This is a genomic window from Kitasatospora sp. NPDC058406 (assembly GCF_042722765.1).
GTDB lineage: Bacteria > Actinomycetota > Actinomycetes > Streptomycetales > Streptomycetaceae > Kitasatospora.
The window spans coordinates 77640-100078 of sequence record NZ_JBHXKE010000002.1; the positions used below are offsets into that span (position 1 = coordinate 77640).

Below are 22439 nucleotides of genomic sequence, written 5' to 3' on the forward strand. Positions count from 1 at the left end.
TTTTTAATTTGTTTGGGGGGTTTTTTTTTTTTTTTATGCCCGGGGGGGGGGGGGGGGCGGGGCAGGGCCCCCGGGGGGGGGGGGTCGGGTGGGGGCCCCCCCCCCCGCGCCGGTGTCCTGCTTGATGCCCTTGAGGATCTGGTCCAGCACGGTGGGGTCGGGCGCGCCCGCGGCGTCGTCGACCCCGCCCTCGAAGGCCACGTAGCCCCCGCCCTTGGCCGGCACCGCCACCATCAGGACGTAGCCCTTGCTGCCGTCCGCCGTGACGATGTGCCAGCGCACCGCGTAGCCGGAGATGCCCGCGACCGTCGTGCTGGACGAACCGGCGTCGGTGTGCGACGAGATGTTGCTGAAGATCGCCGCAGCGTAGGTGGGCATCGCGGCCTCGGCCGCCGCCCGGGCCGAGGCGCCCGAGACGGTGTCCTTCTCGACCGAGAACTGACCGCGGATGCAGGATCCCCCGCCGGGGCAGGTGTACCGGCCGCTGCCGAGGAAGACCGTCGAGTGCGCGCCGTCCGTCGTCGCGTCCCAGCCTTCGAAGACCGGCACCGTGATGGCGTGCTGAGGGTCGGCCACGGTGTCCTTGACCGCCGGCGCCGGGCGCGCGGTCGTCGTGGGCGTGGTTCCCCGGGTCGGGGTCGGAGTCGGGGTCGGGGTCGGGGTCGGGGTGCGGGTGGCCGTGGGGCTCGGGGTGTCCGTGACGGTCACGGTCGCCACCGGGGTGGTCGGACCGGCCGTCGGGGTGCCGCCGCCGCTGTTGAGCGCGATGGCGGCCACCACACCGACCACGGCCAGCACCCCGACCACGATGGCCACGGCCGTGCCGGTCTTCATCCGGTTCGACTGGGGCTGGGGAGTGTAGGCGGCCTGCGGATAGCCGTAGGAGGGCGGGTTCTGCGTCGGGTAGCCGTACCCGGGCTGCCCCTGCTGCGCCGCACCGTAACCGTAGGAGGGGGGCGCGGAGGCCTGCGCCGGGTTCTGCCAGGAGACCTGTGTCGGGGCGTCGGCAATCTGACCGCCGCCCGCCTGGACGGGCCGCACCTCGCTGGTCCAGGCGTTGCCGTCCCACCAGCGCTCATGACCGGCCGTGCCGTCCGCACCCGGTACCGGGTACCACCCCGGAGGCGTCGAGTTGCTCACGGCCGTACCGTACCCGTCCGGGTGACGGTCCAGACAGGCCGGGTCTGTCACGACTCTGCACCACCCGCGTCCGGATCTGACGACTCGCCGGTAACGCGCCTGGTGGGGCGGCGGAAGCGGGTTCGGGGGCGGGGCGGCCCTGGGCGGGCGGCCCCGCCGCCGGGCCGTTCCGCCCCGCGGAGGGCCGGGGTCGGGCCGAGAGGTCGGGGCCGGGCGCGGGGGCGCGGGGTCAGGCCGTGAGGGTGCGGGCCATGAGGATGTCGTCGACGTACCGGCCGTCGATCAGGAACTCCTCGGCCATCGAGCCCTCGACGACGAAGCCGCAGCGCTCGTAGAGGCTGCGCGCCGGAGCGTTGTGGCCGAGCACGCGCAGGGTGAGCCGGCGGGCGCCCTGCTCGCGGGCCGCGGCGCAGGCGGCCTCGACCAGCGCGACGCCGACGCCGCGGCCCCGGGCCCCGGCGTCGACCGCGAGGCCCTGGATCTGGCGCACGTGCGCGTTGCTGGCCAGCGGAGTGGGCGGGACGACCCGGACGTAGCCGACGAGGCGGTCACCGAGCACGGCGAGCAGGAACTGGTCCGGGCTGTGGCGCTCGTCGAACACGTCCGCACCCTCGTCGGGCCGTGGAGCGACGTCGGCCAGCCAGGTCCACGCCGCACGGTTGAGGGCGGAGAGCTCCTTCTCGTCCTCGGCCTGAGCGGGACGGATGATCAGATCGTCGGCTTCGCGCATGCGCGTCATGCTAATCAGCGGGTTCCCGGGCGTACACGGAATTTCCGGGTGGGGTGCCTCGACGTCCGGGCGCGACGTCCGGACGTGACGTCCGGACGGGCCGCGCCCCGGCCGGCGACGCTCCGGCCAGCAGCGCCCGGGTCTGCGAGGTCCCGGCTGCGAGGATGTCCGCATGAGAATCGCGGTCACAGGATCCACGGGACTGATCGGCTCGGCACTCGTCGACTCGCTGCTGACGGACGGCCACGAGGTGGTACGGCTGGTCAGGCACCGCTCGAAAACCGGCCCTCGACCGGACGGCACCACCGCCATCGGCTGGAACCCGCTGCTGGGTCAGGTCGACCGGGCCGGGCTCGCCGGGGTGGAGGCCGTCGTGCACCTGGCCGGCGCCGGGGTCGGCGACCGGCGCTGGACCGACGCCTACAAGCGGGAGATCCGGGAGAGCAGGGTGCTCGGCACCGAGACGCTGGCCGCCGCGGTGGCCGGGCTCGCCGAGCCGCCGCGGGTCCTCCTCAGCGCGTCGGCGGTCGGCTTCTACGGACAGACCGGGGACCGGGTGATCGACGAGGAGTCGCCCGCCGGGGACGACTTCCTGGCCGAGGTCTGTGTCGAGTGGGAGGCCGCCGCCGGAGCGGCCGAGCGGGCCGGGGTCCGGGTGGTGCACCCGCGGACCGGGCTGGTGCTCTCGGCGGACGGCGGCGCGGGCGGGCGGCTCTTCCCGCTGTTCCGGCTCGGCCTCGGCGGGCGGCTCGGCGACGGCCGGCAGTACTGGAGCTTCATCTCCCTGGCCGACGAGGTCGCGGCGCTGCGGTTCCTGATCGACCGGGAGGACCTGAGCGGCGCGTTCAACCTCACCGCCCCGGAGCCGGTGACCAATGCCGAGCTGACGGCGGCGCTCGGCCGGGAGCTGCACCGGCCGACGCCGTTCCCGGTGCCCAAGGCACTCCTGGACGCCGTGCTGGGCGAGCTGGCGGTCGAAGTGGTCGGCAGCCACCGGGTGGTGCCGCGGAGGCTGCTGGACGCGGGCTTCCGGTTCCGGCACCCCGACGTGGATTCGGCGGTGCGGGCGGCCCTCTGACCCGACGGCGCGGCGGGAACGGGGCGGGGCGTACGGCGCCGGGAGCGGGGGCTGCGGGCGACGGGCCGCCGGACAGGGCGCCGGGGGCGGGCGGCGGGCCGGGAGGCGGCGGCCGGGCGCAGCGGGCCGACCGGGGTCGGCGGACGCGACGGGTTCGACGACCGCCGCGGCGCCGACGCGCGGTCCTCCCACCACCGCGTAGGCGCCGTACGACGTCCGCCCTGGCCATGGGCATATGCCCGACGCAGTCCGGGCGGGGCTCCGTGAGGGGGCGCACGGGAGCACGCTGCGGGCGCGTTGCGCGCCCCTGGTGACCGTGCGCGCCCGCCGGGCCGGAATCCCACCCGGATCGAATCACAGTCCGTGACCGAGCCCCCACCGGATGCTGTCACTCCTCTTCCCGGCTTCGGATCGGGCCCGATGCGCCTGTCTGACCCTCACACTGACTGGGCATCACATCGTCGGACCGTGTCCCAGCACCCCGCTACCTGCGCCGGCCCGAAACCCCGGGACCAGGGAGGGAGCCACCCGTGCCCACGTATGACTTCATTCGCCGCACCCGCCGGCAGTCCGATCCGGACGTCGTTGTGGTCGGAGCCGGACTCGCGGGCCTGGCCGCCGCCCGCGTCCTCACCGGCCACGGCCTGACCGTCCAGGTCCTCGAGGCCTCGGACCGGATCGGCGGCCGAGCAGCCACCCACGAGCTGGACGGATTCCGGCTCGACCACGGAAGCCACCTGCTGAACACCGCCTTCCCCGAGCCGCGTCGTGTGCTCGACCTCGACCGCCTCGAACTGCGCCCGCTCGCCCCCGGCGTCCTCGTGCACAGCGCCGGGCGCCGGTACCGGGTCGGGGACCCACAACTGACCACCGCCCGGCAGGCCGCCGCCCGGGCCCCACTGGGCAGTCCGCTGGACAAGGCGCGGCTCGGCAGCTGGCTCAACCGGCTGGCGGCGACCCCCGCCGCCCGCCTCAAGGCCCGACCCGAGACCACTGCCGCCCGGGCTCTCGCCGACCGCGGGCTCGCCCCGCGGACCGTCGACGGCCTCCTGCGACCGCTGCTCGGCGCCCTGCTCAGCGACCCGGCCCTCGGCACCAGCAGCCGGGTCGCCGACCTGGTGCTCCGCTGCTACGCGCGCGGCCGGCTCTGTCTGCCCGCCGGCGGGATCGCGGCCGTGCCGACCCAACTGGCCGCCGTCCTCCCCGCCGGCACCGTACGCACCGGCGTACGGGTCACCTCGATAGCGGCCGACGGCGTGGAGACCGTCGGGCACGGGCGGATCAACGCCCAGGCCGTGGTCGTCGCCACCGACCCCCGGTCCGCCACCGGCCTGCTGCCGGGCCTGCGGCTGCCCGGCTTCCACCCCGTCACCACCTTCTACCACGCGGCCGACCGGAGCCCGCTCGGCGAGGCGGTCCTCCTCCTGGACGGGGACCGCCCGAACGGTCAGCAGTCGCTGGTCTCGCACTCGCTGGTGCTCAGCGAGCTGCACCCGTCGTACGCGCCGGCCGGGCAGGCGCTGATCGCCACGACCGTGCTCGGCCGCCGCAGCTTCGACGCCGGCGGGCCGGCCGCGCTGGAACCCGCGGTCCGCGGACGGTTGGCGGAGCTGTACGGGACACCGGTGGCGGGCTGGCAGTTCCTGAGCGTGCGGCACCTCCCGGACGCCGTACCGGCCATGCCCCCGCCGCACAACACCCGGCGGCCGGTCCGGCTGCTGGCCGGGCTGTACGTCTGCGGCGACCACCGCGACACCAGCAGCGTGCAGGGCGCGCTGGTGTCCGGGCGCCGGGCCGCCGAGGCCGTGGTCCGTGACCTCGGGCTGCCGCTGGCCGTGCGGGAGGCGGAGGCGGCGGCCTGACGGGCCCGTTGCCGTCACCGGCACGCGGCCGGGCTGCCGGAGAGGGGCCCGGCCGCGTGCCAGTATGCCGATATGACCGCTGATCGGATGGTTCCTCCCCCTCCACCGGACGCCCGGTGAGCGCCGGGCCTGAGGTCCAACCGCTCGCGCTGATCCTGGTCCCGGCCGCCGCGGTGGCCGCGCCGCTGCTCGCCGACCGGCTGCTGCGGTGGATCGCCGTCCCCACCGTGGTGTTCGAGATCGTGCTCGGCGTCCTGATCGGCCCGGACGTCCTGGGCTGGGTGCGCACCGACGACTTCGTCGACGCGCTCTCCCAGCTCGGTCTGGCCATGCTGATGTTCCTGGCCGGGTACGAGATCGACTTCGCCAAGCTGCGCGGCGGCCCGCTCCGGCAGGCGGGCACCGCGTGGCTGGTCACCCTGGTGGCCGCGCTCGGCGTCGGGGCGCTCGTCAACCCCGACCCACTGGACGGCGCCTTCACCGGGCTGGCTCTGACCACCACGGCACTGGGCACCATCCTGCCGATCCTGCGCGACTCCGGGGAGCTGCCCACCCCGTTCGGCTCGCTGGTGATGGCCACCGGCGCGGTCGGCGAGTTCGGGCCGATCATCGCCATCGCCGTCCTGCTCAGCGGCAACACCCCGGCCAGGACCGCCGTCATCCTGGCCGCCTTCGCGGTGATCACCGCCGTCGCGATCGGCTACGCCCGGCGCGCCCGGCCGGTCCGGATGACCCGGCTGATCCGGCGCACGCTGCGCACCTCCGGCCAGTTCGCCGTCCGTACCGTGATCCTCGCGCTCGCGACCATGGTCGCGGCCGCGCTCTGGCTGGACCTCGACATGCTGCTCGGCGCGTTCACCGCCGGCATCGTCTCCCGGCTGCTGCTGTCCGACGTCCCGGAGGCCGAGGGCGAGGTGATCGAGGCCAAGCTGGAGGGCATCGGCTTCGGCTTCCTCGTCCCGGTGTTCTTCGTCGTGAGCGGGATGAACTTCGACCTCTCGGCGCTGCTGGACGATCCGGGCACGCTGCTGCTCGTCCCGCTCTTCCTGGCCCTGCTGCTGGCCGTGCGCGGGCTGCCCGCGGCGCTGATCGCCCCGGTCGGGCTCGGACGGCGCGACCGGGTGGCGCTCGGGCTGTACGGCGCGACGGCGCTGCCACTGGTCGTGGTCATCACCACCATTGAGGTCGACTCTGGGCACCTGCCGTCCTCCACGGCCGCCGCACTGGTCGGCGCGGGGATGCTCTCGGTGCTGTGCTTCCCGCTCACCGCCCAGCGACTTCGCGGGGACGTCCGCCCGCCGGCCGCCGGCGAGGGCGACCGGCCACGGGTGAACGCCGAGAGCTGGTGAACACCGAGAACCGGTAGGCGCTCCGCCGCCCGGGGCTCGGGCGTATGCCGATCAGATCACCCCCGCCTGGCGCACGGTCTCCTCGAACGCCCGGGCCACCGGGCTGCCCCGGTACGGGGTGAGCCGGCGGTGGAAGTCCCGCACGTACTCCAGCGAGCGGGCCGAGCGCATCTCCCCCGCCGCCCGCAGCGCGTCGGTGGCCATGCCGCAGGCCTCGTCGAGGTCGCCCATCCCGAGCCGGGCGGTGGCCAGCACCAGCCGGCAGAAGATCCGGCTCCGGGCGTAGGCGGGCGAACGCAGCCGCAGCGACTTCTCGGCGTGCTGGGCGGCCGTCCGCCACTGCTGGAGGTCCCGGTAGCAGTGGGCGAACTCGTCGGAGAGCTGGGCCTCGTCGAAGAACCGGGCCCAGGAGGGCAGTTCGTCGCCCGCCCGGGCCGCGGCCAGCGACCGCTCGGCGCGGACCAGCGCGGTGGTGCAGGAGCGGACGTCGCCGAGCAGGCCGTGCCCACGCGCCTCGGCGGCGTGCAGCAGCGCCTGCACCGTGGGCGGCACGGCTCCGCCGACGCCCTGCTGGGCGACCCTGGCCAGCTGGACGGCCTCCCGGCCGTGGCCGAGGTGCACGGCCTGCTGGCTCATCGTCACCAGGACGTACCCGCCGAGCGCGCGGTCGCCGGCGGCCTGGGAGAGCCGCAGGGCCTGGACGAAGTAGCGCTGGGCGAGGCCGTGCGCGGCGATGTCGAAGGACGTCCACCCGGCCAGTCGGGTGAGGTCCGCGACGGCACCGAACAGCGCGCGGCCGATCTGCTCGCCGTAGCGGCCCCGCAGCATCGGCTCGGCCTCGCTCTCCAGGTAGCGCACCAGCGCCTGGCGGGCGTGGCCGCCGCCGTAGGCGTGGTCCAGCGCGCGGAAGAGGTCGCCGACGGCGCGGATGGCCGCGATGTCCCCCCGGCCGACCCGCAGCGCCGGGCGGGGCTCGCGGGCCGGGTCGTGGTACGGCGGCTCGACGGCGATGGGCGGACGCCGGCTCTGGGTCGGCACCCGGCCGAGCGCGGTCGTGCCGGCGGCCGCCCCGGAGGCGGGCCCCGCAGTCGCCCCGGCGGGCGTGCCCGCGGCGGCCGGAGCCGCTCCGGTGGCCGATCCGGCCGGGGTCGCAGCCCGGCCGAGGCCCGTTCCGGGCGTGCCGGAGGTGCCCGGGGCGGAGCCGCGGGCCGGAGGCGCGGCGGAGCCGCCGGGCGCACCCGGGCCGGGTGGTCCGGCGGACGGCGCGCCACTGCCAGGATCGGGCCTGGCCAGGGTGGAGCCGTCCCGCGCGACCCGCTCGTCGGTCCGGCCGATCAGCCAGTCCCGGCTCGGCACGACCAGCCCGGCCGGGGTGAAGGCGATCCGGCGCAGCTCCGACTGCGGGCCGTTGTCCTTGCGCCACATGCTCGCCACGATGTCCACCGCCTCCTGCGGCGTCTCGGCGAACTCCAGGCCCGCGTAGACCGGGGCGCAGGCGTCCAGGCCGAGGTCCTGGGCGGTGAGGCGGCGGCCGAGCCGGCGGGTGAACACCTCGGCGATCAGTGCCGGGGTGGCGCCGCGCGGCTGCTGGCCGCGGAGCCAGCGGGTGACCGAGGTCTTGTCGTACCGCAGGTCCAGGCCGTGCTCCAGGCCGAGCTGGTCGACCCGGCGGGCCAGCCCGGCGTGCGAGAAGCCCGCCTCCTCGATCAGGGCGGCCAGTTGGAGGTTCTGCGTGGCCGACCCGGAGTGGCCGCCCGACTGACCTCCCGTCCGGCCCGCCGGACGGCCGCCCGCGGGGTCGACCTGGGCCGGCCGGGGCGGCTCGTCGGCGGTGGCGAGCGCGGTCGGGTGCCGGTCGGGCGTGGCCTGGACGGGAAGCCGCAGCTCGTCGGCGGTCGGGGTGTCGGGGGCGTCCGGAAGGGCCCGGCCGACCGGACCTCGGTGCTGGTCGAGCGGGTCGAGCGGTCCGTACGCCGGGCTGTCGGTTACAGGCCTTTGGGGCATAGTCAGTCAACACCTCTCGGACGCCGCACCGGCTCCACCAGCGGTTCGGCTGCCTGTGGCGACGCCCCCTGTCGGGAATCGGCGTGAATGTAGCGAGCATTCGGGCGCTATGGGTGGTTCTGACCGAGCAATCCTCCGAACGGGTGAAGCATCCGCGCCCATTGTGGGGAAGACGCCCAGCGATCGGTTTGGCTTTCACGACTCCTCCCGCCGATGGACCGTCATGACGGTGATCACCACAGTTCACCCTGATGCTGTAGGGGTTCGCCACATAGGAGGGAAGCCGCCGAATTCCTACCGTTCTGGGCCATGGACACCACTTCAGACCGCCCGCTCGACGGCCGCACCGCCCTGGTCACCGGGGCCGCCTCGGGCATCGGCCGCGCCTGCGCCGAAGCCCTCGCCGCGGCCGGCGCCCGGGTCTACGTCGTCGACGTCGCCGCCGAGCCCGCCCGCCGGCTCGCCGAGCGGATCGGCGGCGTCGCCCACGTCGCCGACCTCTCCGACCCGGAGGCGGTGGAGGCGCTGCCGGCCGACGCCGACATCGTGGTCAACAACGCGGGCCTCCAACACGTCGCACCCTTGCACGAGTTCCCGGTCGACCGGTTCCTGCTGATCCAGCGGGTGATGGTCGAGGCGCCGTTCCGGATCCTGCGCCGGACCCTCCCGCACATGTACGCGCGGGAGTGGGGGCGGGTGGTCAACGTCTCCTCCGTCCACGGCCTGCGGGCCAGCGCCTTCAAGTCCGCCTACGTGACCGCCAAGCACGCGCTGGAGGGGCTGAGCAAGACGGTGGCGCTGGAGGGCGCGCCGTACGGCGTCACCAGCAACTGCGTCAACCCGGGCTACGTCCGGACCCCCCTGGTGGAGCGTCAGATCGCCGACCAGGCACTCGCCCACGGCATCCCCGAGGACGAGGTGGTGGAACGGATCATGCTCGACCGCACCGCCGTCAAGCGCCTGATCGAACCCGACGAGGTCGCCCGGCTGGTCCTCTGGCTCTGCTCCCCGCACGCCTCCTACGTCACCGGCGCCAGCCTCCCGATCGACGGCGGCTGGACCGCCCGTTGACCGCGCGGCGAAGACCGGAGAGCAGAAGCGGGCCGGGGCCGAGGACCGTCGGCTGCTCGGCGTCCGCAGCGGCAAGTGCCCGGAGATCCCCGGTCGGAGCACCGCGCAGGTGCCGTGGTCGCAACCACTCGCCGGCGGCCCCGCCGGCTCGTCGGGGCATCGCGACTACCGCGTCAACCGCGCGGTCGGGCGTCCCACCCTCCGGGGCCTATGGCCCCCTCGCCCATATCGCCGCCCATTGATGTATCGGCCTCCACCATAGGATCCGGGCAAGGGAGTTCCTACCTTGTGGCAACACCGTCCCCCAGCCGGAAGTGGTGACCATGAGCAGCGCCGACGCCCCGAAGGACACGAGAGGTTCACTGCCACGAGTCGTGGCCGCCAGCCTCATAGGAACGACGATCGAGTGGTACGACTACTTCCTGTACGGAACGGCGGCGGCGCTGGTGTTCGGGAAGCTGTTCTTCCCGAACAGCGATCCGCTGACCGGCACGCTGCTCTCCTTCCTCACCTACGCCATCGGGTTCGCGGCCCGGCCGCTCGGGGCCCTGGTGTTCGGGCACTTCGGGGACCGGGTGGGGCGGAAGAAGCTGCTCGTGGTGAGCCTGCTGCTGATGGGCGGGTCGACCACCCTGATCGGCTGTCTGCCGACGTACGACTCGATCGGGGCGACGGCGCCGGTCCTGCTCACCGTGCTGCGGCTGGTGCAGGGGTTCGCGCTCGGCGGCGAGTGGGGCGGCGCGGTGCTGCTGGTGTCGGAGCACGGCGACGCCCGGCGGCGCGGGTTCTGGGCGTCCTGGCCGCAGAGCGGCGCACCGGCCGGGAACCTACTGGCGGCCGGCGTCCTGTCGCTGCTGACCACCGTGCAGTCGGAGGAGGCCTTCCTCTCCTGGGGCTGGCGGGTGCCGTTCCTGCTGTCGGCGGTGCTGGTCGGCGTCGGGCTGTGGATCCGGCTGGCGGTGGACGAGTCGCCGCTGTTCAAGCAGGCCCTGGCCCGGGCCGAGGCGCGCGAGACGGCCCTGGGGAAGCCCGAACAGACGCCGCTGGTGGCGGTGTTGCGACACCACTGGCGGGAGGTGCTGGTGGCGATGGGCGCCCGGATGGCGGAGAACATCTCGTACTACGTCATGACCACGTTCGTCCTCGCCTACGCCGTCAACCACGTCCACCTGCCGAAGCAGACCGCGCTCAACGCCGTGCTGATCGCCTCGGCGATCCAGTTCGCCCTGATCCCGGTCTTCGGGGCGCTCTCCGACCGGGTCGGGCGCAAACCGGTGTACCTGGTCGGCGCGGTGGGCGTCGGCGCCTGGGCGTTCGTCTTCTTCGGACTGGTCGACACCAGATCCTTCAGCTCGCTCCTGCTGGCGGTGACCGTCGGACTGGTCTTCCACAGCGCGATGTACGCGCCCCAGGCCGCCTTCTTCTCCGAGCTGTTCGCCACCCGGATGCGCTACTCGGGCGCCTCGATCGGCGCCCAGTTCGCCTCGGTCGCGGCGGGCGCGCCCGCCCCGCTGATCGCCACCGCGCTGCTGAAGGACCACGGGAGCTCCACCCCGATCTCGGTGTACGTGGCGATCGCCGCCGTGATCACCGTGCTGGCCGTGCTCTGCGGACGGGAGACGCGGGGGCACGACCTGGCGGAGGCGGAGGAGGAGACGTCGGGGGACGCGGCGGCGGAGGCCGGACAGGGGACGGCGACGGCGGCAAAGCCGGCAACCGCCTGACACCACGGGCGGCCTGACGGTACGTACGGCGGCCTGCGCTCACGACGGGCGAGCGCAGGCCGCCCGCGGGCACCCGGGCTGACCAGCTACGATCGCGCTTCCCTCCCCAGGGCTTGAGACCCACTGCCGATTGGCGGCCGCACCCGTGAACGACCGCGCCATCAACGACCGCGCCATCAACGACCGCGCCATCAACGACCGCGCCACGAACGACCTCGCCGCGAACGACCTTCAGCCCGGCTCGGCGCCGGCGCTCCGGAAGCTCCTCGACCTGCTCGCCTCCGGCGCCGCCACCGAGGACTTCACCGACGTGCTCGCCGAAGCCCGCCGCCGGGGTGCGCCGGCCGCCGTCCTGGACGAGATCGACGAGGCCACCTGGCAGGCGCTGCGCGTGCACCGGACGCTGCGTCAGCACCGTCGCCGCGAGGCCGAGCTGACCGCCCTCTTCGACACCGCCGGGGACCTCGCCGCCTCCCGGGACCTCGACACCGTGCTGCAGGCCATCGTCCGCCGGGCCCGCATGCTGCTCGGCACCGACACCGCCTACCTGACCCTCCCGGACGAGGCCGCCGGCGACACCTACATGCGGGTCACCGACGGCTCGGTGTCCGTCCTCTTCCAGACCCTGCGGCTCAGCCTCGGCGACGGACTCGGCGGGCTGGTCGCACAGACCGCCCGCCCGTACGCCTCCCCCGACTACCGCGCCGACGACCGGTTCCACCACACCGGCACCATCGACGCGGGCGTCCTGGACGAGGGCCTGGTGGCGATCATCGGAGTGCCGCTGCTGCTCGGCGGCCGGGTCATCGGCGTCCTGTTCGCCGCCGACCGCTCGCCGCGCACCTTCTCCCCCGACGAGGTCGCGCTGCTCTGCACCCTGGCCGCACACGCCGCGATCGCCCTGGACACCGCCAAGTCGCTGGCCGACACCCGGGCCGCGCTCGCCGAGCTGAACACCGCCAACGCGCTGATCCGCGCCCACTCCGACGCCGTCCAGCGCGCCGAGCAGGGCCACGACCGGCTGACCGACCTGGTCCTGCGCGGTGCCGAGGTGCCGGACGTGGCGGCCGCCGTGGCCGCCCTCCTCGGCGGCGGGATAACGGTCCTGGACGCCGAGGGCGAGCCGCTGGCCGGACGGTCCGGGCCCGGAGCCGGGCTCGCCGAAGCCGCCGCCGCGTCCCGCGCCGAGGGCCGCTCGGTCCCGCACGGCGACGCCTGGGTCTGCGCGGTACTGGCCGGCCAGGAGCAGCTCGGCACCCTGGTGCTGCGCGGTCGCCCGGACCTCGACGACGCCGACCGGCGGCTGTTCGAGCGGGCCGGTGTGGTGACCGCGCTGCTCCTGCTGCTGCGCCGTTCGGTCGCCGAGACGGAGAACCGGGTCCGCGGCGAACTGCTGACGGACCTGCTCACCGCCCCCGAGCGGGACCCGGCCGGGCTGACCGCGCGCGGCCGGCGGCTCGGCGTGGACCTCGGCCGACCGCACCTGGTCCTGGTCGCCGAACCGGCCGAACCGGCCGGTGGAACCACGGCGGCGGGCGCGGCCTCCACCGCCGCCGGCGACCGCTCCCGGCTGGCCGGCGCGGCCGGACGGTACCTGTTCGGCTCCAGGGGGATCAGCGCGGAGCACGGCGAGGCGGTGGTGCTGCTCGTCCCCGACGGCGCCGACGAGGGCGGGGACGCCGCCCTGCGGGCGGCCGAGCAGGCCGCCGAGCGGCTCGCCCGGCTGGCCGGGTTCCCGGTCACCGTGGGCGCCGGCCGCCCCGCCGCCGGACCGGTGGCGCTCGCCGCCGCCCACGCCGAGGGCCTGCGCTGCGTGCGGGCACTGCGGGTCCTGGGCCGGGCCGGGGACGGCGCCTCGGCCCGGGCGCTCGGCTTCCTCGGCGTCCTGCTCGGCGACGGCCACGACGTGGACGGCTTCGTCCGGGCGACGCTCGGCCCGCTGCTGGACTACGACGGCCGGCGCGGCACCGAGCTGGTCCGCACCCTGCGCGCCTACTTCGACTGCGGCGGCAGCCTCACCCGGGCCAAGGACGAGCTGCACGTCCACGTGAACACGGTGGTGCAGAGGCTGGACCGGGTCGAAGTGCTGCTCGGACGGGACTGGAACCACCCCGAGCGCTCGCTGGAGCTCCAGCTGGCCCTCCGGCTGCAGCTGCTCTCGGACACCTGAGCGGCCACGACGGCGGCGACCGGGTCGCGGGCCGGGCGCGGGACGGGGGCGAGCACGGGGGGCGAGCACGGCCGCAGGCACCTGGACGGCCCCTCGGCGGGCGGGCGTACAGTGGCCAGGTTGGTCTCGAACGCCTGGCAAGGAGCAGTTGGTGAGCGAGAACGTACGTTTCGTGCGGATGGGCATAGGCGAGGGCTCCGTGCCCTACCAGGAGGCCTGGGAGGAGCAGCAGCGGCTGCACGCCCTGCGGGTCGCGGACGAGATCCCGGACACGGTGCTGCTGCTGGAGCACCCGCCGGTGTACACCATGGGCAAGCGCACCAACCCCGCCGACCTGCCGCTGGACGGCACCCCGGTGGTCGAGGTCAACCGGGGCGGCGAGATCACCTGGCACGGCCCGGGCCAGCTGGTCGGCTACCCGATCGTGAAGCTGCCCGATCCGATCGACGTGATCGCGTACGTGCGCCGGCTGGAGGAGGCCCTGATCCGCGCCTGCGGCGCGTTCGGCGTGGAGACCACCCGGATCGAGGGCCGCAGCGGCGTCTGGGTGCTGGGCGACAGCATCCCGGACGCGGTGGTGGACCCGTCGCAGGTGGTGGACATCGGCAAACTCACGCTGCGGATGGGCCTGCCGCTGGGCATCGACCCGCGCCTCGCCGGCCCCGAGTACGCGCCCTCCAACGCCGGGCAGCGCGGCGACGACCGCAAGCTCGCCGCGATCGGCGTCCGGGTCGCGCGCGGGGTGACCATGCACGGCTTCGCGCTCAACTGCGACCCGGACATGACCTGGTTCGACAAGATCGTGCCGTGCGGCATCCGGGACGCCGGCGTCGCCTCGCTGGCCGGTGAGCTGGGACGGGACCTCCCGGTCGCCGAAGCGTTGCCGCTGGTCGAGAAGCACCTGGCCGAGGTGCTCGCGGAACTCCCGGAGCCGGCACTCCGCCACTGAGCTCCGGCCGCCGCCCACCGGGCCCGGCCCCGAACGACCGCGCCCGGAGCCGCCACCCCGAAGTCCCGGGCGGCTTCCGGGGAATCTACCCGCCGGTACCGCTGTTGCCCTGCGATTGCAGGGCCGCTGCCCCGACGAAGGCCGTACAAGCACAGGCGTACCCTGGGGGTACCCCGTCTAGTTCTAGGAGTCGCACGTGTCCGCTGTCGCACCCGACGGCAGGAAGCTTCTCCGCCTGGAGGTCCGCAACAGCGAGACCCCCATCGAGCGGAAGCCCGAGTGGATCAAGACCCGCGCGAAGATGGGCCCGGAGTACAACGCCCTCCAGTCGCTGGTGAAGAAGGAGGGGCTGCACACCGTCTGCCAGGAGGCCGGCTGCCCCAACATCTTCGAGTGCTGGGAGGACCGCGAGGCGACCTTCCTCATCGGCGGTGACCAGTGCACCCGCCGCTGCGACTTCTGTCAGATCGACACCGGCAAGCCCGCCGACTTCGACCGCGACGAGCCGCGCCGTGTCGCCGAGTCCATCGTCACCATGGACCTCAACTACGCCACCATCACCGGCGTGGCCCGCGACGACCTGCCGGACGGCGGCTCCTGGCTGTACGCCGAGACCGTCCGCCAGGTGCACGCGATGACGGCGGGCCGCGAGAGCGGCCGCACCGGCGTCGAGCTGCTGATCCCCGACTTCAACGCGGTGCCCGAGCAGCTCGCCGAGGTCTTCTCGTCCCGCCCCGAGGTGCTGGCGCACAACGTCGAGACGGTGCCGCGGATCTTCAAGCGGATCCGCCCGGCGTTCCGCTACGAGCGCTCCCTGGACGTCATCACGCAGGCCCGGGCCGCCGGCCTGGTCACCAAGTCCAACCTGATCCTGGGCATGGGCGAGACCCGCGAGGAGGTCAGCCAGGCGCTGGCCGACCTGGTCGGGGCCGGTTGCGAGCTGATCACCATCACCCAGTACCTGCGCCCCTCGCTGCGCCACCACCCGGTGGAGCGCTGGGTCAAGCCGCACGAGTTCGTCGAGCTGCAGCAGGAGGCCGAGGAGCTCGGCTTCGCCGGGGTCATGTCCGGCCCGCTGGTGCGCTCGTCGTACCGCGCCGGGCGGCTGTACCGGCAGGCGCTGGAGCACCGCGCGCAGCACGAGCAGGCGGCGGTCTGAGCCGCGCTCCGGTGCGGGCCGACGGTTTTACGCCATCGGAGGGGCGGAGCTTCGGCTCCGCCCCTTTCGCTTCACCGGGCTTTGACTGCCTGGTCACGGACTGGTAACACGGGGTGGGGACGATGGGTCCGCCGCGGTCGTTCGATTTTTCTCGGCCACGAGACGTGGTGGCCGCGCGGACGCGGGGACGAACGGGTCCTCGCAGGAAAACTTCCGAGCCACGAGAGGAGCTGTTCGGCATGCGGGTCGGTATCCGGTCGGTGGGCACCGCGCTGCGGCTGGCCGAGAGCGTGCTGCTGGCGGGCGGCCAGCGCCAGGCCCGGCGGAATGCCTGGTCAGCGGTCTGCGAGAACCGCCAGTACGCGGCGGACAGGGAGCGGGACTCGCTCGTCGCGACCGCCCGGGCGAAAGCCGCGGGCCGCTGACGGAGCCCCTGCGGGACGCCGTCGAAGGCGCCGGTACGAGCACGCACGGGTCACGGTTCGGGGCGAACGGGTACCCGGGCTTGGATATCCCGTACCCACGCCACGTACCATGAGCGTTATGGCGAGGGAAACATCCGAGAACCCCGGGCGACTGAAGCAGATCCGCCTGGCGTACACCATGACCAAGAAGGTCGACACCAAGATCGGCCTGATCATCGCCGGCGTCGGCCTGCTGACCTTCGGCGTGTTCCTCGCCATCGGCTTCGCGATCGACCACCCTGTCTACCTGGGCATCCTGGGCTTCATCGTGGCGTTCCTCGCCATGGCGATCGTCTTCGGACGCCGGGCCGAGCGCGCAGCGTTCGGACAGATGGAGGGGCAGCCGGGAGCGGTCGCGGCGGTACTGAACAACATCCGACGGGGCTGGAGCGCGAACTCCACCCCGGTCGCGGTCACCCGCAACCAGGACGCGGTCTACCGCGCCGTGGGCCGGGCCGGTATCGCGCTGATCGGCGAGGGCAACCCGAACCGGGTCCGCCAGCTGCTGGCGTCGGAGAAGAAGAAGATGGCGCGGATCGTCGGCGACGTTCCGGTGCACGACATCGTGGTGGGCACCGGCGAGGGCGAGATTCCGCTCAAGAAGCTGCAGATCCACCTGATGCGCCTGCCCCGTGCCATCACCGCCGCCCAGGTCACCGAGACCAACGACCGCCTGCGGGCGCTGGGCGACCTGCTCTCCAAGGCGCCGATCCCCAAGGGCCCGATGCCCAAGGGCGCCCGGATGCCCAAGGGTGGCCAGGCCCGCTGACCCCCTCCCCTTAGGCCCCGCCGCGGAGTTACCGCGGCGGGGCCGTTCCGTGTTTCCGGTCGGTGATCAGGGGGTCGCGGTCCGGGCGGTCAGATCCGGACCTCGACCGTGCCGACCGCCTTGTCGTGCAGACCCCGGGTGTCGCGGTCCCAGACCAGGGCCGGCACCACCAGGCAGAGCAGCAGCGTGCGCAGCAGCACCTGCGGGATGGTGGCGCGGCTGCCGTCCAGGCGGACCACCCGCAGGCCGAACAGCCGCTTGCCGACGGTCGTCCCCGTCGTGGCGATCAGCAGGACGGTGACGGTGAAGAACAGCGGGGTGGTCCACAGGTTCGCCGAGGCCGGGGATCCCTTGGAGACCAGCCCGAAGGCGACCAGCGCGACCAGCCAGCCGTCGACGAACAGCGCGCCCATCCGGCGGCCGGGGCCGCCGACCGAGCCGGGGCCCTCCTGGGGCAGCCCGAGGCGCTCACCGCGGTAGCCGAAGTCGGCGCCCATCTTCTCGGCGGCCGCTTTCGGGCCGTCGATCCACGATCCCAACGCTTCTCTGGTGTCCACCGATCCACACTAACCGGGCATACACCCGGCACCGCCACCGGCTCCCCCGAGGAGTCCCGGAGAACTCCCGGGGTAGTCCCGAGGTAGCCCCGGGGTAGCCCACCGAAGAGTGAACCGCGTCACTCGGGCTTTCCGTCACCCTCTCCAAGTGGTCCAGACCACTTGGAGGGCCCCACCTGGGAGGGCGAGGCGTTTTGTCCAGACCCGTACGTCTTTGCCGCCCGCCCGACAACGGCGGTTAACATTCAGGAAACGACTGGGTCACCGGTCGGAAACGGGCCATTCCTAGGGTGAGCCCCATTCGCACGCCGAGGAGGACGAATGTTCAACAACGCCACCGAAGTGAAGCAGTTCATTCAGGACAACGACGTCAAGTTCGTCGATGTCCGGTTCTGCGACCTGCCGGGCGTCATGCAGCACTTCTCCGTACCTGCGGCGACCTTCGACCCGTCCGAGATCCTGATGTTCGACGGCTCGTCGATCCGTGGCTTCCAGGCCATCCACGAGTCGGACATGGCCCTGGTCCCCGACCTCGCCACGGCCCGGCTCGACCCGTTCCGCCAGGTGAAGCACCTCAACATCAACTTCTTCATCCAGGACCCGGTGACCGGCGAGGCCTACAGCCGCGACCCGCGCAACGTCGCCAAGAAGGCCGAGGCCTACCTCGCCTCCTCCGGCATCGCCGACACCGCCTTCTTCGGGCCCGAGGCCGAGTTCTACGTCTTCGACTCGGTGCGGTTCGACACCAGCGCCAACGCCTCCTACTACCACATCGACTCGGAGGCGGGCGCCTGGAACACCGGCTCCGCCGAGGGCGACGCGCGCGGCTACAAGGTCAAGTACAAGGGCGGCTACTTCCCCGTCCCGCCCGTCGACCACTTCGCCGACCTGCGCGCCGAGATGTCCCTGGAGCTGGCCAAGGCCGGCCTGGAGGTCGAGCGCCAGCACCACGAGGTCGGCACGGCCGGCCAGGCGGAGATCAACTACAAGTACAACACCCTGCTGCACGCCGCCGACGACCTGATGCTGTTCAAGTACATCATCAAGAACGTCGCCTGGCGCAACGGCAAAACGGCCACCTTCATGCCGAAGCCGATCTTCGGCGACAACGGCTCGGGCATGCACGTCCACCAGTCGCTGTGGACCGAGGGCTCCCCGCTCTTCTACGACGAGCAGGGCTACGCCGGGCTCTCCGACACCGCCCGCTACTACATCGGCGGTCTGCTCAAGCACGCCCCGTCGCTGCTGGCCTTCACCAACCCCTCGGTGAACTCCTACCACCGCCTGGTGCCCGGCTTCGAGGCCCCGGTCAACCTGGTCTACTCGCAGCGCAACCGCTCGGCGGCGATCCGCATCCCGATCACCGGCTCCAACGCCAAGGCCAAGCGCATCGAGTTCCGCGCGCCCGACCCGGCCTCCAACCCGTACCTGGCCTTCGCCGCCATGCTGATGGCCGGCCTGGACGGCATCAAGAACAAGATCGAGCCGCTGGAGCCGGTCGACAAGGACCTCTACGAGCTGGCCCCCGAGGAGCACGCCAACGTCCCCCAGGTGCCGGCCTCCCTCCCGGCCGTCCTGGAGGCCCTGGAGGCCGACCACGAGTACCTGCTCGCGGGCAACGTCTTCACGCCCGACCTGATCGAGACCTGGATCGACTTCAAGCGCACCCAGGAGATCGCCCCCATCGCCCTCCGGCCCCACCCGCACGAGTTCGAGCTCTACTACGACCTGTAGACCGCGGACACCGCGACGTGTGTCCCGGCTGCGGCCGGGGGCGCGGGCGGGTCGGACACGCAGGCGCCCCCGGGCCCCGTCGCTCTCACCGGAGTGCGACGGGGCCCGGCGCCGTGCTGCGGGCGACTGGGCGGGTGGGGCGGCGGGAGCCGCGCGATACTGGGGGCATGGCGAAGAACACTCCGCCGCCGCACGCTCCGCCGACCGTCACGGTCAAGGGCCGGGCCCTGCGGCTGCGTACGATCGGGATCGCCGTCCTCGCGGTCCTCGCTGTCTGGTTCATCGCGGCCAACACGGAGTCGGTCTCGATCACCATGTGGATCGTCGACGTCACGATGCCCCTGTGGGTGGTCCTGACGGTGACCCTGGTGGTCGGCCTGATCATCGGCTTCTTCCTCGCCCGGCGCCGCCCGAAGGGCTAGCGGCCTACCGCCGCGGCGTGCGGGAGGGGCCGCCGGGCGCATCCGGGCCCTCGGGCGCCGGCCGCGGCGGAGGTGCAGGAGACGGCCAGGTCGAGCGAACCGTTGCGGGCGGGCACCGGGCCGAGGATGAGGTTCTGGGCGACGTGGCGACGGCCTGCGCGTCGGCCAGGTCGCGTTCGGCCAGGCGGCGCTGCTCCTCGGCGTCCCTCCGGTGCGCCTCGGCCCGGCGGTGGGCGCCGGAGGCGCAGGCGCCCGCGGCCGTCACGGCGACCACCGCGCCGTAGGCCACGAAGGCGCGCTCCTAGGTCGGGATGCCGTTGACGGCCGCTGCCCCCAGGCAGGCGAGGGGAGCGCGGTGGTTCCGACGAGGAGGACCCGCCGGGGCGCGGAGCCCACGGCGGCGAGGGCCGGTGGCGCCGCCAGCAGGGCGAGCAGGATCGTGGCGCCGACCAGGACGTCGAGCGCCGTCACGACGGCGATCAGCGCGTACGGCAGGAGGGCGTCCGTGGCTATGCGGGGCGCACGGGGCGGGCGTCCATCGGGTGTTCCTTCGGGCGGGTGCTCGGGGAGCCGAACCCCGCCCAGCCCGACGGGGTGGCTGACGGGCACCCCCCGGATCCCTCTCCTCAGGGACAAAAGATAGGTAAAAGCGACAGACGAACGGGGGGAAACCGGCGCAAATGTGATCGATCCACCAAACAGTCCTCGTGGCCGAAGGCAGGACCAGGGCGGGGCGGGGGCGGGGACGAACGCCGAGGGGCTGCTCCTGTGCGTCAGCGGACCGTGACGGGGAGCGTGTCGAAGCCCCGCAGGACGAGGCGGTCACGGCGGGTCGGCACGCCGCCGGGGGCCAGCCTCGGGAAGCGGTCGAGGAGGGCGGGCACGGCGACGTCCGCCTCCAGGCGGGCGAGCTGACTGCCGAGGCAGAAGTGCGGCCCGCCGCCGAAGCTGAGCGGCTGGCTGTCCGTCCGGGTCGGGTCGAAGCGCTCGGGGCGCAGGTAGCGGGTCGGGTCGTGGTTGGCCGCGCCCAGCATGACGAACACCACCGTGCCGGGCGGCGCGGGCAGGTCGGCCACCGTCAGCCCGTCGGCGGCGGCGACCCGGGTGGTGAGCTGGACCGGCGAGTCGAAGCGCAGCACCTCGTCCGTGAAGAGCCCCGGGGGCAGCGCACCGGTGCGCAGCCCGTCCGCGGCCTCCGGGTGGTGGAAGAGCTGGGCGAGGCCGTTGCCGAGCAGGTTGGTGGTGGTCTCGAATCCGGCCACCAGGAGCAGGACGAGGTTGCTCAGCAGCTCCTGGCCGGAGATCCGGTCCGGGGAGTCGGCGGCGATCCGGGCCAGGTCGCTGACCAGGTCGCCGGTCGGGCGGGCCAGTCGTTCGGCGACCAACCCGGTGAAGTAGGAGGACAGTTCCTCGGCGGCGGTGTCGGCGGAGTCGAGTTCGGCGAGGTCCTCGACCAGCTCCAGGGCGATGGTGAGGTCCGACGCCAGGGTGCGGAAGCGGTATCGGTCCGCGGCCGGGACGCCGAGCAGTTCACAGATCACCTCGACCGGCAGTCGGAAGGCGAAGGCCTCCATGAAGTCGACCGGAGAGCCGTCGGCACCCCGCTCGGCCATCTCGCCGAGCAGCCGCCCCACCGCCGTCGCGATCGTCGGGCGGAGCGCCGCCACCCGGCGGGCGTTGAAGGCCGAGGCGATCAGCGAACGGACCCGGGCGTGGTCGGGGGCGTTCCGCTGCAGGATCGACCGGCTGAGCAGGGCGATCGACGCGTGCGAGAACAGCTCGGATTCGGCCCCCGCCAGGGTCGCGGCGTCCTCCAGGGCGAAGGCGGGGTTGCGCAGCACCTGGTTGGCGGCGGTATGGCCGAGCGCCATGATCCCGCCCGGGCCGGCCGTGGCCGCGGCGCCCAGTTCATGGGCCCGCGCGTACAGCGGGTAGGGGTCGATCCTCCCCTCGGTGGTCATGAGCTGCTCGATGATCGCTGCGCCGTCCATCCGGTGCTCCCCTCCAGAGACCCGACTCCCTCGGGGGACCAACCATCGACAGGGGGGCGGTAGTTCCCGGTCGGCGGGAGTGCGGGAGGCAGGGGGAGGGGAGCACGGGAGGGCGTGCGTCGGGAGGTCGCTCGACGCCCCCGGGGCGTGCCGGCGGGCCCGTCGGGCCGACGCACGGCACGGGCGCGGGGCGCGGGGGCACGGCACGGGCGGGCGTCCGGGGTGCGGATCGTCGGTAGGCTGACGGGATGGAGATCTGGATCAACCCGCGCTGCGGGAAGTGCCGTGCCGCGCTCGGCGTCCTGGAGGGCGCGGGCGTCAAGTACACCGTGCGGCGCTATCTGGAGGATCCGCCGAGCGCCGCCGAGCTGGAGCAGGTCCTGGAGCGGCTCACGCTGGAACCGTGGGACATCACCCGGATCGAGGAGCCGGTGGCCAAGGAGCTCGGCATGAAGCAGTGGAGCCGGGAGCCCGACGACCGGGCCCGGTGGATCGCGGCCATGGCGGAGCACCCGATCCTGATCCAGCGCCCGATCATCACCGCGGACGACGGGCACGCACTCGTCGCGCGGACTCCCGAGGCGGTCAGGTCCGTCCTGCCGTAGGCCCGTCACGGGTGCGCCGCCGGGGTGCCGGGAAGTCCCGCCCCCGGGGCGCCGGGCCGGTGGGCACGGCCCTCAGCGGCGCTCGACGGTCCTCACCGGCTCGCCCGGCCGCCAGGAGCTGATCCGTACCGCGTCGTCCTCGACGGTGGTGTGCACGACCTGTTCCAGCTCCAGCCGGAAGGCGTGGTACGGGCCGGAGGGCGGCTCGGGGAGGTCGGCCTCGTAAGCGGCGACCTCGGCGGCGTCGGTCAACTCGACGGCCCGGCCGGAGACCTTGGAGTCACCGCCCGCGAGCGTCTCGTCGCTCGGGTTGCTGTGCAGGGCGAAGCGGGCGTCGCGGCGGAGGTCCGCGGCCTTGACCGCTCCGCCCATCGACCCGAGCATCAGGTCCGCGCCGATGAAGTCCACCTCGGTGCCGCTGACCCGGGGGGAACCGTCCTTGCGGAGCGTCGCCAGGACGTGGTGCTTGTTGGCCTCGAACCGGGCCCGCACGGCGGGGGCGAGGTCCGGCGCCTCGTGCTCGAAGTCCTGCCAGGTAGCCATGGCGCCAGTCTGGCACCCGGTACCGACGGCCGCCCGGGCGTGCGGCGCGTACGCACGCGCCGCACGCGGGAGGCCCGGGGCACGCGGGAGGCCCGGGGCATGCGCCGGAGGACCGCGC

At 73.6% G+C, this 22439-nt stretch carries 19 protein-coding genes; 13 read left to right on the forward strand and 6 right to left on the reverse strand.

What is annotated here, in order from left to right; all coding sequences use genetic code 11:
- Positions 1–33: 33 nt before the first annotated feature.
- On the reverse strand, positions 34–1140 hold the full coding sequence (locus ACFWOG_RS00880; protein ID WP_380353457.1) for a DUF2510 domain-containing protein: 1107 nt from the start codon (positions 1138–1140) through the stop codon (positions 34–36).
- Positions 1141–1369: 229 nt separating this feature from the next.
- Entirely contained in the window at positions 1370–1870 is a 501-nt protein-coding gene (locus ACFWOG_RS00885) for a GNAT family N-acetyltransferase (protein ID WP_380353460.1), read from the reverse strand.
- A 172-nt stretch (positions 1871–2042) separates the two neighbouring features.
- Here ACFWOG_RS00885 and ACFWOG_RS00890 point away from each other — a divergent pair, with 172 nt between their 5' ends.
- The 3 genes from ACFWOG_RS00890 (at position 2043) to ACFWOG_RS00900 (ending at position 6159) form a co-directional block, all read left to right on the forward strand.
- Positions 2043–2948 (forward strand): TIGR01777 family oxidoreductase, encoded by a 906-nt coding sequence (locus tag ACFWOG_RS00890; protein WP_380353463.1) that lies wholly within the window; start codon positions 2043–2045, stop codon positions 2946–2948.
- A gap of 530 nt (positions 2949–3478) precedes the next feature.
- Positions 3479–4810 carry an NAD(P)/FAD-dependent oxidoreductase gene (locus ACFWOG_RS00895; RefSeq protein WP_380353466.1) on the forward strand — a complete coding sequence of 444 codons (1332 nt, stop codon included), beginning with the start codon at positions 3479–3481 and terminating at the stop codon, positions 4808–4810.
- A gap of 116 nt (positions 4811–4926) precedes the next feature.
- On the forward strand, positions 4927–6159 hold the full coding sequence (locus ACFWOG_RS00900; RefSeq protein ID WP_329949902.1) for a cation:proton antiporter: 1233 nt from the start codon (positions 4927–4929) through the stop codon (positions 6157–6159).
- A gap of 51 nt (positions 6160–6210) precedes the next feature.
- Here ACFWOG_RS00900 and ACFWOG_RS00905 read toward each other — a convergent pair whose 3' ends face one another.
- A complete protein-coding gene (locus ACFWOG_RS00905) occupies positions 6211–8163 on the reverse strand; it encodes a regulator (protein WP_380353469.1) in 1953 nt (650 codons plus the stop codon).
- Between the two features lie 309 nt (positions 8164–8472).
- On the opposite strand from ACFWOG_RS00905, the gene ACFWOG_RS00910 reads away from it, so the two are divergent.
- The 7 genes from ACFWOG_RS00910 to ACFWOG_RS00940 all read left to right on the forward strand — a co-directional run bounded on the left by ACFWOG_RS00910 (position 8473) and on the right by ACFWOG_RS00940 (position 16469).
- Positions 8473–9234: a 3-hydroxybutyrate dehydrogenase gene (locus ACFWOG_RS00910; protein WP_380353471.1), complete on the forward strand. Its 762-nt coding sequence runs from the start codon at positions 8473–8475 to the stop codon at positions 9232–9234.
- Between the two features lie 323 nt (positions 9235–9557).
- Positions 9558–10958: an MFS transporter gene (locus ACFWOG_RS00915; protein WP_380353473.1), complete on the forward strand. Its 1401-nt coding sequence runs from the start codon at positions 9558–9560 to the stop codon at positions 10956–10958.
- Positions 10959–11148: 190 nt separating this feature from the next.
- Positions 11149–13128, forward strand: coding sequence for a GAF domain-containing protein (locus ACFWOG_RS00920; protein ID WP_329949917.1), 1980 nt, complete (start codon positions 11149–11151; stop codon positions 13126–13128).
- Positions 13129–13306: 178 nt separating this feature from the next.
- A complete protein-coding gene (lipB, locus tag ACFWOG_RS00925) occupies positions 13307–14077 on the forward strand; it encodes a lipoyl(octanoyl) transferase LipB (protein WP_380353498.1) in 771 nt (256 codons plus the stop codon).
- Between the two features lie 196 nt (positions 14078–14273).
- On the forward strand, positions 14274–15236 hold the full coding sequence (locus ACFWOG_RS00930) for a lipoyl synthase (protein ID WP_329881708.1): 963 nt from the start codon (positions 14274–14276) through the stop codon (positions 15234–15236).
- A gap of 239 nt (positions 15237–15475) precedes the next feature.
- Complete coding sequence (locus ACFWOG_RS00935) at positions 15476–15661, forward strand: hypothetical protein (protein ID WP_329949907.1); 186 nt, start codon at positions 15476–15478, stop codon at positions 15659–15661.
- Positions 15662–15779: 118 nt separating this feature from the next.
- Entirely contained in the window at positions 15780–16469 is a 690-nt protein-coding gene (locus tag ACFWOG_RS00940; RefSeq protein ID WP_329881711.1) for a DUF4191 domain-containing protein, read from the forward strand.
- A gap of 89 nt (positions 16470–16558) precedes the next feature.
- Here the strand turns inward: ACFWOG_RS00940 and ACFWOG_RS00945 are convergent, their stop codons facing one another.
- Positions 16559–17026 (reverse strand): RDD family protein, encoded by a 468-nt coding sequence (locus ACFWOG_RS00945; RefSeq protein ID WP_329881713.1) that lies wholly within the window; start codon positions 17024–17026, stop codon positions 16559–16561.
- Positions 17027–17347: 321 nt separating this feature from the next.
- On the opposite strand from ACFWOG_RS00945, the gene glnA reads away from it, so the two are divergent.
- Positions 17348–18760 (forward strand): type I glutamate--ammonia ligase, encoded by a 1413-nt coding sequence (glnA, locus tag ACFWOG_RS00950; RefSeq protein WP_329881714.1) that lies wholly within the window; start codon positions 17348–17350, stop codon positions 18758–18760.
- A 167-nt stretch (positions 18761–18927) separates the two neighbouring features.
- Positions 18928–19182, forward strand: coding sequence for a DUF1049 domain-containing protein (locus tag ACFWOG_RS00955; protein ID WP_329949908.1), 255 nt, complete (start codon positions 18928–18930; stop codon positions 19180–19182).
- A 773-nt stretch (positions 19183–19955) separates the two neighbouring features.
- Here ACFWOG_RS00955 and ACFWOG_RS00960 read toward each other — a convergent pair.
- Positions 19956–21173 (reverse strand): cytochrome P450, encoded by a 1218-nt coding sequence (locus ACFWOG_RS00960; RefSeq protein ID WP_329949909.1) that lies wholly within the window; start codon positions 21171–21173, stop codon positions 19956–19958.
- Between the two features lie 248 nt (positions 21174–21421).
- Here ACFWOG_RS00960 and ACFWOG_RS00965 point away from each other — a divergent pair, with 248 nt between their 5' ends.
- Positions 21422–21778 (forward strand): arsenate reductase family protein, encoded by a 357-nt coding sequence (locus ACFWOG_RS00965; protein ID WP_329949910.1) that lies wholly within the window; start codon positions 21422–21424, stop codon positions 21776–21778.
- A 72-nt stretch (positions 21779–21850) separates the two neighbouring features.
- On the opposite strand, the gene ACFWOG_RS00970 is transcribed toward ACFWOG_RS00965, so the two are convergent.
- Positions 21851–22321 (reverse strand): pyridoxamine 5'-phosphate oxidase family protein, encoded by a 471-nt coding sequence (locus ACFWOG_RS00970; RefSeq protein ID WP_329881720.1) that lies wholly within the window; start codon positions 22319–22321, stop codon positions 21851–21853.
- Between the last annotated feature and the right edge of the window lie 118 nt (positions 22322–22439).